The following is a 14,238-nucleotide window of genomic DNA, read 5'->3' as shown; positions in this document are numbered from 1 at the left end:
GAGGAACGACCGTGCATAACGTCGTGATCAGCGGCACCGGCCTGTATACCCCGGCCCAGAGCATCTCCAACGAAGAACTGGTGGAGTCCTTCAACACCTGGTCGCAGCAGTTCAACCGCGACAACGCCGATGCCATCGAGCGCGGCGAGATCGAAGCCGCGCCGCTGTCCGATGCGGCCTTCATCGAGAAGGCCTCGGGCATCAAGAGCCGCTTCGTGATGGACAAGGCCGGCATCCTCGACCCGCAGCGCATGAAGCCGCGCCTGCCCGAGCGTTCCAACGACGAGCAGTCGATTCTCTGCGAAATGGGCGTGGCCGCAGCCCGCCAGGCACTGGAACGCGCCGGCCGCACCCCGGCCGATGTCGACGGGGTGATCGTCGCCTGCTCCAACCTGCAGCGCCCGTACCCGGCCATCGCCATCGAGGTGCAGCAGGCCCTGGGCATCGAGGGCTTTGCCTTCGACATGAACGTGGCCTGCTCGTCGGCCACCTTCGGCATCCAGACCGCCGCCAACAGCGTGCAGCTGGGCCAGGCCCGCGCACTGCTGGTGGTGAGCCCGGAAATCTGCACCGGGCACCTGAACTTCCGCGACCGCGACAGCCACTTCATCTTCGGTGACGCGGCCACTGCGGTGCTGGTCGAGCGCGCCGACCAGGCCACTTCGGCGCATCAGTTCGACATTGTCGGCACCAAGCTGCTGACCGCGTTCTCCAACAACATCCGCAACAACTTCGGCTTCCTCAACCGCACGGCAGAAGAGGGCGTCGGCGCGCCAGACAAACTGTTCGTGCAGGAAGGCCGCAAGGTGTTCCGCGAAGTGTGCCCGATGGTCGCCGAGCTGATCGGCAAGCACCTGGGCGAGAACGGCCTGCAGCCGTCCGACGTCAAGCGCTTCTGGCTGCACCAGGCCAACCTGAGCATGAACCACCTGATCGTGAAGAAACTGCTGGGGCGCGAGGTGGCCGAGGAAGACGCACCGGTGATTCTCGACCGCTATGCCAACACCAGTTCGGCGGGGTCGGTGATTGCCTTCCACTTGTACCAGGATGACCTGGCCAAGGGCTCGCTGGGGGTGTTGAGCTCGTTTGGTGCGGGGTATTCGATTGGTAGTGTGATTCTGCGCAAGCGCTGAGACTGGTGGGGCTGCTTTGCAGCCCTTTCGCGACACAAGGCCGCTCCTACAGATGTTGTAGGAGCGGCCTTGTGTCGCGAAAGGGCCGCAAAGCGGCCCCATCCTTTGTGCAGACAAAAAAAGGCAGGAAGCACCGGATGGGGTCGGTGCTTCCTGCCTGAGTAACGCAAGGGAGCTACAGCTTAGAACTTGGCTTCCAGGTCCACCTGCAGGGTGTCTACGTCAGCATCGCTGTTCGGCAGGTTGGAGTAGTCGGTCTTGGCCATCATGTAGGCCGCGCCCAGGGCGAAGTTCTTGTCGATCTCGTAGCCGACCTTGAACTTGTGGCCACGCGAACCCGTAAAGCCGTTGCCGAAGTCCGAATCGGTGAACAGGCTGACTACACCGTTACGCTGTACGTCGCGGTAGTTGTAGTCCAGGCTCCAGGCGCCGATCTTGCTCTTCAGGCCAGCCAGCCAGGCCTTGTCCTTGCCATCGGTGCTCTCGGTGTTCTTGACGAACTGGCCGTAAGCCGACAGCGGGATGGCGAAGCCGGTGAAGTCGACCTGGCCAAAGCCTTCCACCAGGTTGAACTCGTCGGTGGTGTTGCCCAGCGAGCGCAGGGCAGCCGAGGCCTTGTCGTTGTCGTAGCCGTAGATGCTGCCGCCCACTGTGACCTTGACGGTGTCAGTCGCGTTGAACTTGGTACCCAGCTGGGCCGCGTACAGTTGCGCGTCGTGCTTGAACTGCACGCCGTCGCCATCGACGTTGTCCTTCAGGTTGTAGTGGCCGATGCTGCCGAACACTTCGGCAGGGCCGAGGTTGGTCTTGTAGGTGGCTGCCACGCCTTCCGGGTTGATGTCGCTGTCCCAGATGATGTCGCCCATGCTCACCCATGGCTGCATCATCTTGCCGCCGATCAGGTGCAGGTTCGGCACGGCAGTGGGGTGCCAGTCGAGGTAGGCCAGGTCGACCCACAGCGATTTCTTCTCGAAGTAGTTGTCCAGGCTCTGGTTGGTCGAGCGGGCATCGGCGCTGCTGCCGGTGGCCACACGCACGCCGGCGTCGACCTGCGGGTTGATCTCGCTGTAGAAACCGACACGGGCACGCACGCGCTCACGGTCCTGGTTGCCACTGCGGGAGATCGGGTTGTCGACGTTGACGTCTTCGTAACGCAGGCGCACATCACCCTTGATCTGGGTCTTGGCGGCCCATGCCACTTTCTGTTCGAAGGAGCTCATACGTTCGGACTGAGCTTTCTGGTCGGCCTTTTCCTTGGTTTCTTTTGCCAGGTCGCCTTGCAGTTCGTTGTACTGCGCCTGGTTGATCGAGCCATTGGCGCGGAGCATTTCGAGCAGCTTGGCGTCGACAGCAGCACTGGCCGGAGTACTCAGAGCCAGCATCATGCCGGTGAGGCTCACTCCGGTAAGTGTAGAAACAAGACGCATAAGGTTCTCCCTACTGAAAAATATTGGGGAGGCTCAGCGCCCGCCCCCATGTTGGCATGTCTTCGGAAAGGGCCTGAATAGACAGGTTCTGGGGTTCCGGAAAACAGGCGCAAGTATTGCGAGGGCGAATGACAGAATAATGTCTAATTAGTGGCACTGCGGTTAAGTAATTGAGTGTCAAAGGGTCATTCCGCAATACTGGGGGCGTTCAGCAACGAGTCGATACCGTGACCAGCCTTTACAGCCTCGCCCATCTGCGTGACCTGCCGGCAGCCACCTGGGACGCCCTGGTGCCTGCCGGCCAACCCTTCCTGCGCCATGCCTTCCTCAGTGCCATGGAAGACAGCGCCAGCGTGGCCCCTTCAAGCGGTTGGGCCGCCGAACACCTGGTGCTGGAGCGTGACGGGCAGGTGCGCGCGTTGCTGCCGGCGTACCGCAAGTGGCACTCGTTTGGCGAGTATGTGTTCGACCAGGGCTGGGCCGATGCCTGCGAGCGCGCCGGCATTGCCTACTACCCCAAGCTGCTCGGCGCGGTGCCGTTCAGCCCGGTCAGCGGCCCGCGCTTGCTGGCTGCCGACCCTGCCGATGGCCTGTTGCTGCTGCAGGCGTTGCCGGAGTACCTGAACAAGGGCGGGCTGTCGGGGGCGCACATCAACTTCACCGACGCCAGCCTCGATGAGCGCATGGCCAGCTTGCCGGGCTGGATGGAGCGGCTGGGCTGCCAGTTCCATTGGCGCAACCGCGGCTACCGCGACTTCCAGGATTTTCTCGACAGCCTGAGTTCACGCAAGCGCAAGCAGATGCGCAAGGAGCGCGAGCAGGTGGCGGGGCAGGGCATCGATTTTCGCTGGTACCGTGGCGATGAGCTGGAGGAGGCCCAATGGGATTTCATCTACCTCTGCTATGCCAACACCTACGCGGTGCGCCGGCGTTCGCCGTACCTGACGCGTGAATTCTTCAGCCTGCTGGCCGAGCGCATGCCCGAAGCGATTCGGGTGGTGCTGGCCAGGCAGGGCGGGCGCGACGTGGCCATGGCCTTGAGCCTGGTCGGGGGTGACAGCCTGTTTGGTCGCTACTGGGGGTGCCTGGATGAATTCGACCGGCTGCACTTCGAAACCTGTTTCTACCAGGGCATGGACTTTGCGATTGCCGAAGGGCTGCAACGCTTCGATGCCGGGGCGCAGGGGGAGCACAAGCTGATTCGCGGGTTCGAGCCGGTGCTGACGCGGTCGTGGCATTACCTGCTGCATCCGGGGTTGCGGCGGGCGGTGGAGGATTTTCTGCGCCAGGAGCGGGAAGGGGTGAGGGGGTATGCCGAGGAGGCTTGGGGGATGTTGCCTTATCGCCGGGATTGAATGGTTTGTTGCCAGCGCGGGCCCTATCGCCGGCAAGCCGGCTCCCACAGGGTCTCCCACAGGGGCTGCACAGTGTTGGAGCTTGTGGCGACCTGTGGGAGCCGGCTTGCCGGCGATAGGGGCTCAATCCACCCCGACGAAGCCGCCAGTCTGGTGATGCCACAACCGGGCATACAACCCCTGCTGCTCCAGCAACTCGCTGTGGCTGCCACTCTCGACGATGTGCCCCTTGTCCAGCACCACCAGCCGGTCCATCCGGGCAATGGTCGACAGCCGGTGGGCAATGGCGATCACCGTCTTGCCCTGCATCAGGGTCTCCAGGCTTTCCTGGATCGCCGCTTCCACTTCCGAGTCCAGCGCCGAGGTGGCCTCGTCCATGATCAGGATCGGCGCATTCTTCAGCAGCACCCGGGCAATGGCGATGCGCTGGCGCTGGCCACCCGACAACTTCACCCCGCGCTCGCCTACATGGGCATCGAAGCCGGTACGCCCCTGGGCATCGGAGAGCAGCGGGATGAAATCATCAGCCCGCGCACGGCGCACGGCTTCGTGCAGCGCCGCCTCGCTGGCGTCGGGGCGGCCATACAGCAGGTTGTCGCGGATCGAGCGGTGCAGCAGCGAGGTGTCCTGGGTGATCATGCCGATCTGCGCGCGCAGGCTGGCCTGGCTGACCTCGGCGATGTTCTGCCCGTCGATCAGGATGCGCCCGCCCTGCACGTCGTAGAGCCTGAGCAGCAGGTTGACCAGGGTCGACTTGCCGGCCCCGGACGGGCCTATCAGGCCGATCTTCTCGCCCGGGCGGATGTCCAGGTTCAGCCCTTCGATCACGTTGCCGCCCTTGCCGTAGTGGAAGTCCACATCGTCGAAGCGCACCGCGCCGCGGCTGACCTTCAGCGCCGGGGCCTGGGGCTTGTCGGTGACGGTGACCGGCTGGGCGATGGTCTGCAGGCCGTCCTGGACCATGCCGATGTTCTCGAAGATGCCGTTGACCACCCACATGATCCAGCCCGACATGTTGACGATGCGGATCACCAGGCCGGTGGCCAGGGCAATGGCGCCCACGGTGATCAGCGACTGGCTCCACAGCCACAGGGCAAGGCCGGTGGTGGCGACCACCAGCAGGCCGTTGAGGGTGGTGATGACCACGTCCATGCTGGTGACCACGCGTGAGGCCAGCTGGGTTTTTTCGGTCTGCTCGCGGATCGCTTCGCGGGCGTATTGCTGCTCGTAGTCGGTGTGGGCGAACAGCTTGAGGGTGGCGATGTTGGTGTAGCCATCGACGATGCGGCCCATCAGCTTGGAGCGCGCGTCGGAGGACACCACCGAGCGCTCCTTGACCCTGGGCACGAAGTAGAACAGCGAGGCGATGTACGCGGCGATCCAGGCCAGCAGCGGCAGCATCAGGCGCCAGTCGGCCTCGGCGAACAGCACCAGCGAGGTGACGGCGTAGATCAGTACATGCCACAGGGCATCGACCGCCTGCACCGCCGAATCGCGCAGCGAGTTGCCGGTCTGCATGATGCGTTGGGCGATGCGCCCGGCGAAGTCGCTCTGGAAGAAGTTCAGGCTCTGCTTGAGCACATAGGTGTGGTTCTGCCAGCGGATCAGGCTGGTCATGCCGGGGTTGATGGTCTGGTGCACCAGCAGGTCGTGCAGGCCGAAGAAGATCGGCCGCAACAGCAAAATCACCACCAGCATCCAGATCAGCTCGCCACTGTGCTCGCTGAAGAAGTTGGCATTGGGCGTGCCCTGGGCCAGGTCGATGATGCGGCTCAGGTAGCTGAACATCGCCACCTCGATCAGCGAGGCGAACAGGCCGACCACCAGCAGGGCGAGGAAGCTCGGCCACACCTGGCGCAGGTAGTAGAGGTAGAAGGGCCACACCTGGGTGGGCGGCGATTCGCTCGGGGCGTCGCGGAAGATGTCGATCAGTTGCTCGAAGCGGCGGTACAGCATGGGTGACGAGACTCCTGTGCTACCCGACCTGAGGTGGTTTCACGTCCTTGTGAAACCTGCGATCAGTCGATGCGTTTGGCAGACTTGATGAACACCGGGTCGGCCGGCACATCGCGCATGCCTTTCTTGACGGTGGTCGGCGAGTTGACGATCTGGTCGACCACTTCCATGCCCTTGGTGACCTTGCCGAACACGGCGTAGCCACGGTCGCGGCCCGGGTTGAGGAAGTCGTTGTCGGCGACGTTGATGAAGAACTGGCTGGTGGCCGAGTTCGGGTCGGAGGTGCGCGCCATCGACAGCGTGCCGCGGGTGTTCTGCAGGCCGTTGCTGGCTTCGTTGCGGATCGGGTCGCGGGTGGGCTTTTGCACCATCTGCTCGGTGAAGCCGCCACCTTGGACCATGAAGCCTGGGATCACGCGGTGGAAAATGGTGTTGTTGTAGAACCCGCTGTCGACGTACTCGAGGAAGTTCTTGGTACTGATCGGCGCCTTCTCGGCATTGAGCTCGATTTCGACCTGGCCGAAGCTTGTGTCCAGCAATACGTGCGGGGTCTTGTCGGAGGCCATGACGCTGGTGGCGAAGGCCACCGAGCAGGCGGTGAGCAGGAGTTTTTTCAGCATGGGCTCAAAGATCCTTGAGAGGTGGAAGCGGCTGCGAGGAATTGCAGCAATGTCTGGTTGAAGACCTCGGGTTGGTCAAGGGGCGTAGCGTGCCGGGAATCGTCGATGACTACCAGCTTTGCGTGGGGCATCAGCGCCACGTAGCGTTCCTTCAACGGTATCGGCGTGTAATCGTGGTCGGCGGCGATTACCAGCGTGGGACAGTGGATCTGCCCGATGCGTTCCTGCACGCCCCAGTCGACGATGGCGTCGAAGCTCTTGAGGTAGGCGCGCTTGTCGTTGCGCGCCCAGCGCTGGGCCATCTTGCGGCGCAGCTCGCTCTGCTCGGGCTTGGGGAACAGGCGTTCGGCCAGGCCCTGGCCGACCGTCTCGACGCTGAGGATGCGCGCCAGGCCCCAGCGCTTGGCCCACCACAGCCAGTCGCTGCGGGTGCGGCGCTTGACCTCGGGGGCGCTGTTGACGATGCACAGGCTGCGCAGCCAGTGCGGGTGGTCGACGGCGAACTGAAAACCGACCATGCCGCCCATGGACAGCCCGACGAAGTGCACCGGGCCGGTCTGCAGGTGTTCGAGCAGGGCCAGCAGGTCTTCGCTGAAGGTGGCGATCTGGTAACCGTCGCGGGGCTTGTCGGAGCGGCCGTGGCCACGGATGTCCATGAGGATCACCCGGTAGTGCTGGCTCAGCACGGGCACCTGCAGTTCCCAGTCCTGGCTGCTGGAGCCCAGGCCGTGCAGCAGTACCAGGGGTTCGCCCTGGCCGTATTCCTGATAATGCAGTGAGCATCCTTCATGTTCGAAATAGGCCATGGGCGCGGTCCTCTCAGGCTTGCGGGGGGGCTGCGAAGGGCACGTCCAGGGGCGCTGTGTCGAAATTGCGCAGCAGGTCGATGAGAATCTGCGTGGCCGGGCCCAGGGTCTTCTCTTTGCTCGAATAAAGGTAGAACAGTGGGTGGCGGCTGCCACCCTGATCCAGCGGCAATGGCTTGAGCACGCCTTCGCGCAGCTCGCGCTCGATCATGTGCCGCGGCAGCCAGGCAAAGCCCAGGCCGCTGCTGACGAAGGTGGTGGCGGTGCCCAGGCTGCCGACCGTCCAGCGCTGCTCGGCGCCGAGCCAGCCGACATCGCGCGGCTGCGCACGGCCGGAGTCGCGGATCACCACCTGCAGCTGGCTCTCCAGGTCCTGGAAGGTCAGCTCGCGGCCCAGGCGGTGCAGGCTGTGTTCGGGGTGGGCGACGGCGACGAACTCCACGGCGCTGAGCTCGGCGCCCAGGTAGCCACCGATGCTGTAGCTGCTGATGGCAAGGTCGGCGATGCCTTCGTGCATCACCTCCTCGACGCCGGACAGCACCTCTTCGCGCAGGCGCACCCGGCAACCGCGGCTCTGCGGCATGAACGCGGCCAGGGCGCGCACCAGGCGGGCGCTGGGGTAGGCGGCATCGACCACCACGCGCACCTCGGCTTCCCAGCCTTGCTCCATGTGGTGGGCCAGGTCTTCGAGCTGGCTGGCCTGCTTGACCAGGTGCCGCGAACGGCGCAGCAGCACGTTGCCGGCTTCGGTGAGCACGGCCTTGCGCCCATCGATGCGCAGCAGCGGCACGCCCAGTTGCTCCTGCATGCGCGCCACGGTGTAGCTGACCGACGATTGCGACCGGTGCAAGGCATCGGCGGCCTGGGCAAACCCTCCGTGATCGACCACTGCCTGCAGGGTTCGCCACTGATCCAGGGTTACGCGCGGCGCTTTCATCTTTGGCTCCTGTTGTCCTAAGCTGCGCTCTTTCAAGGAGAGCGCCCATGAAGAAGTGTTGTGCGGCAATACTGATGTGCCTGCCCCTGGGGGCCATGGCTTACCCCATCGACGTGGAGAAGGAACTGACCGGGGTCAAGCTGGACTACACCGCCTACGACACCGCCTACGACATCGGTGCCATTACCCTGAACAACTATGGGCAAGTGCCGGCGGCCTGCAAGGTGATGTTCCGCAATGGCCCTGAAGCGCCACGGGTACGCCGGGTCAATGTGCCGGCCGGCAAGAGCGTGGACGTGACGGCCAAGTTCAACCGGCAGATCATCAAGCTGCGCATCGCGCTGGACTGCAAAGCGCAATAAAACGGATTAATCGATAGATTGCACCCACTTTTTACGCTTTTTTATCGATAGGTCAAGCCTTAATCTCACCTCCATCGAATCGCACCCTTTTTGCCGATGGAGGCACCCATGTCCCGCGTACTGATCATCGAAAGCAGCGCCCGCCAGCAGGATTCCGTTTCCCGTCAACTGACTCGCGACTTCATCGAGCAGTGGCAAGCGGCGCACCCGGCTGACGAGATCAGCGTGCGCGACCTGGCCGTGACCCCGGTGCCGCACCTGGATGCCAACCTGCTCGGTGGCTGGATGAAGCCGCAAGAGCAGCGCAACGCCGCCGAACTGGATGCCCTGGCCCGCTCCAACGAGTTGACCGATGAACTGCTGGCCGCCGATGTGCTGGTAATGGCCGCGCCGATGTACAACTTCACCATCCCCAGCACGCTGAAGGCCTGGCTCGACCACGTGCTGCGTGCCGGCATCACCTTCAAGTACACCCCGACCGGCCCGCAAGGCCTGCTGACCGGCAAGCGCGCCATCGTCCTGACCGCCCGTGGCGGCATCCATGCCGGCGCCACCAGCGACCACCAGGAGCCCTACCTGCGCCAGGTGATGGCATTCATTGGCATCCACGATGTGAACTTCATCCATGCCGAAGGCCTGAACATGAGCGGTGACTTCCACGAGAAAGGCATCAACCAGGCCAAGGCCAAGCTGGCGGCGGTGGCCTGAGCTTCAGCGAATTCCCAACCCTGACACCTTGTTTGCTCCTTTGGGTGTACCTGCCCGGCCTCGATGGCCGGGCTTTTTTTTGCCCCTGCCGACCCTATCGCCGGCAGCGCAAGCCTTGAGTGCTGTGCTATCTCTGTGGGAGCCGGCTTGCCGGCGATAGGGCCAGAACAGCCCCCACATTACTCATGGTTGAACACACCGCCCGCAACCCGCTAAGGTCGCCGCCTTGATCCACGAGAGGCAACCATGGGCTACCTGATAATCGTCGCGCTGATCCAGGCGTTTTCCTTCAGCCTGATCGGCGAGTACCTGGCCGGGCACGTCGACAGCTATTTCGCCGTGCTCGCGCGCGTGGTGCTGGCGGGCCTGGTGTTCCTGCCGCTGACCCGCTGGCGCCAGGTCGAGCCGCGTTTCCTGCGCTCGATGCTGCTGATCGGCGCGCTGCAGTACGGCATCACCTATGTCTGCCTGTACCTGAGCTTCCGCGTGCTGACGGTGCCGGAAGTGCTGCTGTTCACCATCCTCACCCCTTTGCACGTGACGCTGATCGAAGACGCCCTGAACCGGCGCTTCAACCCCTGGGCACTGTTGGCCGCGCTGGTGGCGGTGGCCGGCGCGGGGGTGATCCGCTTCGACAGCATCAGTGGCGACTTCTTCATCGGCTTTTTGCTGCTGCAGCTGGCCAACTTCACCTATGCCGCCGGCCAGGTGCTGTACCGCCACCTGGTCGCCCGCCACCCCAGCGACCTGCCGCACTACAAACGCTTCGGCTATTTCTACCTGGGCGCCTTGATCGTCGTGCTGCCGGCCTTCCTGCTGTTCGGCAACGCCCAGCACTTGCCGAGCACCGATGTGCAGTGGCTGGTGCTGCTGTTCCTCGGCCTGTGCCCCACGGCACTGGGGCTGTACTGGTGGAACAAGGGCGCCTGCCTGGTTTCCGGCGGCACCCTGGCGGTGATGAACAACCTGCATGTGCCGGTGGGCCTGCTGCTCAACCTGCTGATCTGGAACCAGCATGAACCGCTGGGCCGGCTGTTCATCGGTGGCGCGATCATCCTCGCGTCGGTGTGGCTGAGCCGCCTGGGCAGCCGCGTTGAATCGCCGCTGGCCCGCAAGGCCTGACATGCACACCATCTTCGTCATCGTCGCGCCGATCTTCGCCCTGATTCTGGTCGGCTACCTGTGCCGCCGGGCCAACAAGCTCGGCGACAAGGCCGCTGCCGAGATCAACAAGATGGTGGTCTGGCTGTGCCTGCCGGCCTTGCTGTTCAAGGTCACGGCCACCGCGACCTGGAGCGAGATCTGGCACCCAGGCTTCATCGTCGCGTTCGGCGCGGGGGCGTTGGCCATGTTCGTCGCCACCCTGGCCTGGCGCCTGTACAGCGGCCATGGCCTGGTAGCGGCGAGCATCGATGGCTTGAGCGCGGGCTATGCCAACACCGGTTACATCGGCATTCCGCTGTGCCTGCTGCTGTTTGGCCAGGCGGGTTTGCAGCCGGCGCTGATCTCGTCGCTGATCGTGGTGTGCCTGGTGTTTGCGATTTCGCTGACGTTGATCGAGATCGGCCTGCAGGAGGAGCGGCAGGTCGGCCGGGCAATGCTTGTGGTCGGCAAGGCGCTGGCGAAGAACCCGCTGGTGATCTCGCCGCTGGCGGGGGCGGCCTGGGCCGTGTCCGGGCTGGGGCTGGCGGAGCCGGTGATGCATTTTCTCGACATGCTGGCGCTGGCCACCACGCCTTGCGCGCTGGTATCGCTGGGCGCGTTTCTGGCCGAGAAGCGTACGGGTGCGCAGGCCAGCCCCTGGCCGTTGGTGGCGATGAAGCTGGTGGGGCAGCCGGCGTTGACCTGGGTGCTGGCGTTCAAGGTGTTCAGCTTGCCAACCATGTGGGCGGCGTCGGCGGTGCTGCTGGCGGCGCTGCCGACCGGCACCGGGCCATTCATGCTGGCGGAGTATTACAACCGGGAGGCGGGGTTGATTTCGCGCACGATCCTGTTGTCGACCGTGGCTTCGTTGGTGACCTTGACTGGGTTGTTGTATTTGCTGGGGTATGCGGGGTGATTGGGGGCTGCTTTGCAGCCCTTTCGCGACACAAGGCCGCTCCTACAGCAGATCGCGTGTGTCTGTAGGAGCGGCCTTGTGTCGCGAAAGGGCCGCAAAGCGGCCCCGGCACTCTCAAGCCTCGCTCAATTCCTCAAGCCGCCGCGGCACCCGCCCCGCCAACCCCACCCGCATGTCATTGCCACTGGGCTGCTGATACAAGCTCAAGCCAAACTCCGGCAACACCGCCAGCAGGTAATCGAAGATATCCCCCTGGATCCGCTCGTAATCCGCCCACACCGTGGTGGTGGTGAAGCAGTAGATCTCCAGCGGCACCCCTTCGGCGGTGGTCTGCATCTGCCGCACCATGCAGGTCATCCCCGCATGCACATTGGGGTGATTCTTCAGGTAGGCCAGGGCAAAGGCGCGGAAGGTGCCGATGTTGGTCAGCTTGCGGCGGTTGGCCGCCAGCTCCGGCACCGGCCCCAGGGCCTCGTTCCAGGCCTGCAGCTCCTGGCGCTTGGTGGCCAGGTAGTCGCCCAGCAGGCGCACCTGGCCCAGGCGCTGTTCCTCTTCCTGGGTCAAAAAGCGCACGCCGGCGGCGTCGATGAACAGGCTGCGCTTGATCCGCCGGCCGCCCGACTGCTGCATGCCGCGGTAGTTGCGAAACGACTCGCTCATCAGGCGCCAGGTGGGGATGGAGACAATGGTCTTGTCGAAGTTCTGCACCTTCACCGTGTGCAAGGTGATGTCCACCACATCGCCATCGGCGCCGACCTGGGGCATCTCGATCCAGTCACCGACGTGCAGCATGTCGTTGCTGGTCAGCTGCACGCTGGCGACGAACGACAGCAGCGTGTCCTTGTACACCAACAGCAGCACCGCCGACATCGCACCCAGACCCGACAGCAGCAACAGCGGCGAACGGTCGATCAGGGTGGCGACGATGACGATTGCGGCGAAGATCCACAACATCATCTTGGCCAGCTGCACATAGCCCTTGATCGAGCGGGTACGGGCATGCTCGGTGCGTGCGTAGATGTCCAGCAGGCCATCGAGCAGGCACGACAGTGCCAGGGTCATGAACAGCAGGGTGAAGGCCAGGGCGAGGTTGCCGAGGAAGTGCGCGGCGGTATCGGACAGCTCCGGCACCAGCTTCAGGCCGAACTGGATGACCAGCGACGGCGTGGTTTGCGCCAGGCGGTGGAACACCTTGTTGTGGCGCAGGTCGTCGAACCACTTGAGCGCCGGTTGGCGGGCCAGCAGGCGCGTGCCGTGGAGAATCAGGAAGCGCGCCAGGCGGCCGATCACCAGGGAAATCAACAACAGCACGGCCAGGCCGATGGCGGCGTGGAGCATCGGGTGTTGGTCGAGGGTGCCCCACAGGTCGAGGCTGTCACGCCAGATTTTTTGCATATCCATAGGCTTGAAACGGTCTTTGCTTGCGAAACGAAGTGGCATTAGAGCGCGGATGGCGACAAAGTTGCCAAAAGAAATTCGGCTCTTGCGGCAGAAAACGTTACCCTATGCAACTGAATTTCCCCGCACTTGCCTGAGGTTACCTCCGTGTTCTCCCAATTCGCCCTGCATGAACGCCTGCTTAAAGCCGTGGCCGAGCTTAAATTTGTCGAGCCAACCCCGGTGCAGGCCGCGGCCATCCCCCTGGCCCTGCAAGGGCGTGACCTGCGTGTGACCGCGCAGACCGGCAGCGGCAAGACCGCCGCCTTCGTCCTGCCGCTGCTCAACCGCCTGGTCGACCTGAGTGGCCCGCGGGTCGAAATCCGCGCGCTGATCCTGCTGCCGACCCGCGAGCTGGCCCAGCAGACCCTCAAGCAAGTGCAGCTGTTCTCGCAGTTCACCTACATCAAGTCGGGCCTGGTGACCGGCGGTGAAGACTTCAAGGAACAGGCCGCGATGCTGCGCAAGGTGCCGGACGTGCTGATCGGCACCCCGGGCCGCCTGCTCGAGCAGCTCAATGCCGGCAACCTCGACCTGTCCCACGTGCAGGTGCTGATCCTCGACGAAGCCGACCGCATGCTCGACATGGGCTTTGCCGAAGACATGGAGCGCCTGTGCAAGGAGTGCGAGAACCGCGAGCAGACCCTGCTGTTCTCTGCCACCACCGGTGGCGCGGCCCTGCGCGACATCATCGGCAAGGTGCTCAAAGACCCTGAGCACCTGATGCTCAACAGCGTCTCGCAGCTCGCCGAAGGCACCCGCCAGCAGATCATCACCGCTGACCACGACCAGCACAAAGAAGCGATCGTGCAGTGGCTGCTGGCCAACGAGACCTTCGACAAGGCGATCATCTTCACCAACACCCGCGCCCTGGCCGACCGCATCTACGGCCACCTGGTGGCCAAGGACGTGAAGGCCTTCGTGCTGCACGGCGAGAAGGACCAGAAGGACCGCAAGCTGGCCATCGAGCGCTTCAAGCAGGGCAGCTCCAAGGTGCTGGTGGCCACCGACGTGGCCGCCCGCGGCCTGGACATCGACGGCCTGGACCTGGTGATCAACTTCGACATGCCACGCAGCGGCGACGAGTACGTGCACCGCATCGGCCGTACCGGCCGTGCGGGCGGCGAAGGCCTGGCGATTTCGCTGATCACCCACAATGACTGGAACCTGATGTCCAGCATCGAACGCTACCTCAAGCAGCAGTTCGAGCGCCGGGTGATCAAGGAAGTCAAAGGCACCTACAACGGGCCGAAGAAGGTCAAGGCGTCGGGCAAGGCTGCCGGCACCAAGAAGAAGAAGGTCGAGAAGAAGGGCGGCGACAAGAAGGCCACGGCCAAGCGCAAGCCCACCGCCAAGCCCAAGGCCAACGCACCACTGGCCAGCGCCGACGGCCTGGCGCCGCTGAAGAAGCGCAAGCCTGCGGCTGAGTAATCCGCGC

Annotated in this window: 13 protein-coding genes; 7 read left to right on the top strand and 6 right to left on the bottom strand. The window is 64.0% G+C overall.

Going from position 1 to position 14,238, the window contains the following annotated elements:
- Window positions 1-11: 11 nt before the first annotated feature.
- Window positions 12-1,133 carry a beta-ketoacyl-ACP synthase III gene (locus ACIPG5_RS06320; protein ID WP_178128741.1) on the top strand — a complete coding sequence of 374 codons (1,122 nt, stop codon included), beginning with the start codon at window positions 12-14 and terminating at the stop codon, window positions 1,131-1,133.
- A 182-nt stretch (window positions 1,134-1,315) separates the two neighbouring features.
- Here the strand turns inward: ACIPG5_RS06320 and ACIPG5_RS06315 are convergent, their stop codons facing one another.
- The gene (locus ACIPG5_RS06315; RefSeq protein WP_401373835.1) at window positions 1,316-2,560 is read right to left on the bottom strand and encodes a putative porin; all 1,245 of its coding nucleotides are present in this window, start codon (window positions 2,558-2,560) and stop codon (window positions 1,316-1,318) included.
- 227 nt (window positions 2,561-2,787) lie between these two features.
- Here ACIPG5_RS06315 and ACIPG5_RS06310 point away from each other — a divergent pair, with 227 nt between their 5' ends.
- Entirely contained in the window at window positions 2,788-3,915 is a 1,128-nt protein-coding gene (locus ACIPG5_RS06310; RefSeq protein ID WP_401373833.1) for a GNAT family N-acetyltransferase, read from the top strand.
- A 123-nt stretch (window positions 3,916-4,038) separates the two neighbouring features.
- Here the strand turns inward: ACIPG5_RS06310 and ACIPG5_RS06305 are convergent, their stop codons facing one another.
- From ACIPG5_RS06305 to ACIPG5_RS06290, 4 genes are all read right to left on the bottom strand, one after another.
- The gene (locus tag ACIPG5_RS06305; RefSeq protein ID WP_176517749.1) at window positions 4,039-5,871 is read right to left on the bottom strand and encodes an ABC transporter ATP-binding protein; all 1,833 of its coding nucleotides are present in this window, start codon (window positions 5,869-5,871) and stop codon (window positions 4,039-4,041) included.
- A gap of 62 nt (window positions 5,872-5,933) precedes the next feature.
- Window positions 5,934-6,491 (bottom strand): peptidylprolyl isomerase, encoded by a 558-nt coding sequence (locus tag ACIPG5_RS06300; protein WP_176517750.1) that lies wholly within the window; start codon window positions 6,489-6,491, stop codon window positions 5,934-5,936.
- Window positions 6,485-7,297, bottom strand: coding sequence for an alpha/beta fold hydrolase (locus ACIPG5_RS06295; RefSeq protein WP_401373830.1), 813 nt, complete (start codon window positions 7,295-7,297; stop codon window positions 6,485-6,487). Before ACIPG5_RS06295 ends, ACIPG5_RS06300 begins: the two co-directional genes overlap by 7 nt.
- 13 nt (window positions 7,298-7,310) lie before the next feature.
- Entirely contained in the window at window positions 7,311-8,234 is a 924-nt protein-coding gene (locus tag ACIPG5_RS06290; protein ID WP_176517752.1) for a LysR family transcriptional regulator, read from the bottom strand.
- Window positions 8,235-8,281: 47 nt separating this feature from the next.
- On the opposite strand from ACIPG5_RS06290, the gene ACIPG5_RS06285 reads away from it, so the two are divergent.
- From ACIPG5_RS06285 to ACIPG5_RS06270, 4 genes are all read left to right on the top strand, one after another.
- Window positions 8,282-8,596 carry a 3-phosphoglycerate kinase gene (locus ACIPG5_RS06285; RefSeq protein ID WP_176517753.1) on the top strand — a complete coding sequence of 105 codons (315 nt, stop codon included), beginning with the start codon at window positions 8,282-8,284 and terminating at the stop codon, window positions 8,594-8,596.
- Between the two features lie 108 nt (window positions 8,597-8,704).
- The gene (locus ACIPG5_RS06280) at window positions 8,705-9,304 is read left to right on the top strand and encodes an FMN-dependent NADH-azoreductase (protein WP_314614503.1); all 600 of its coding nucleotides are present in this window, start codon (window positions 8,705-8,707) and stop codon (window positions 9,302-9,304) included.
- Window positions 9,305-9,550: 246 nt separating this feature from the next.
- Window positions 9,551-10,426 (top strand): carboxylate/amino acid/amine transporter, encoded by an 876-nt coding sequence (locus ACIPG5_RS06275; RefSeq protein ID WP_176517755.1) that lies wholly within the window; start codon window positions 9,551-9,553, stop codon window positions 10,424-10,426.
- 1 nt (window position 10,427) lies between these two features.
- Window positions 10,428-11,363: an AEC family transporter gene (locus ACIPG5_RS06270; protein ID WP_176517756.1), complete on the top strand. Its 936-nt coding sequence runs from the start codon at window positions 10,428-10,430 to the stop codon at window positions 11,361-11,363.
- A gap of 114 nt (window positions 11,364-11,477) precedes the next feature.
- On the opposite strand, the gene ACIPG5_RS06265 is transcribed toward ACIPG5_RS06270, so the two are convergent.
- Window positions 11,478-12,764: a mechanosensitive ion channel family protein gene (locus ACIPG5_RS06265; protein WP_401373827.1), complete on the bottom strand. Its 1,287-nt coding sequence runs from the start codon at window positions 12,762-12,764 to the stop codon at window positions 11,478-11,480.
- 144 nt (window positions 12,765-12,908) lie between these two features.
- Between ACIPG5_RS06265 and ACIPG5_RS06260 the strand changes: the two genes are divergently transcribed.
- Window positions 12,909-14,231: a DEAD/DEAH box helicase gene (locus tag ACIPG5_RS06260; protein WP_176517758.1), complete on the top strand. Its 1,323-nt coding sequence runs from the start codon at window positions 12,909-12,911 to the stop codon at window positions 14,229-14,231.
- Window positions 14,232-14,238 lie beyond the last annotated feature (7 nt).

The organism is Pseudomonas sp. NPDC087029 (assembly GCF_044745345.1).
Taxonomy (GTDB): domain Bacteria; phylum Pseudomonadota; class Gammaproteobacteria; order Pseudomonadales; family Pseudomonadaceae; genus Aquipseudomonas; species Aquipseudomonas faucium.
Note: the sequence above shows the minus strand (reverse complement) of the source record. Positions and strands in the feature narration are given on the sequence as shown.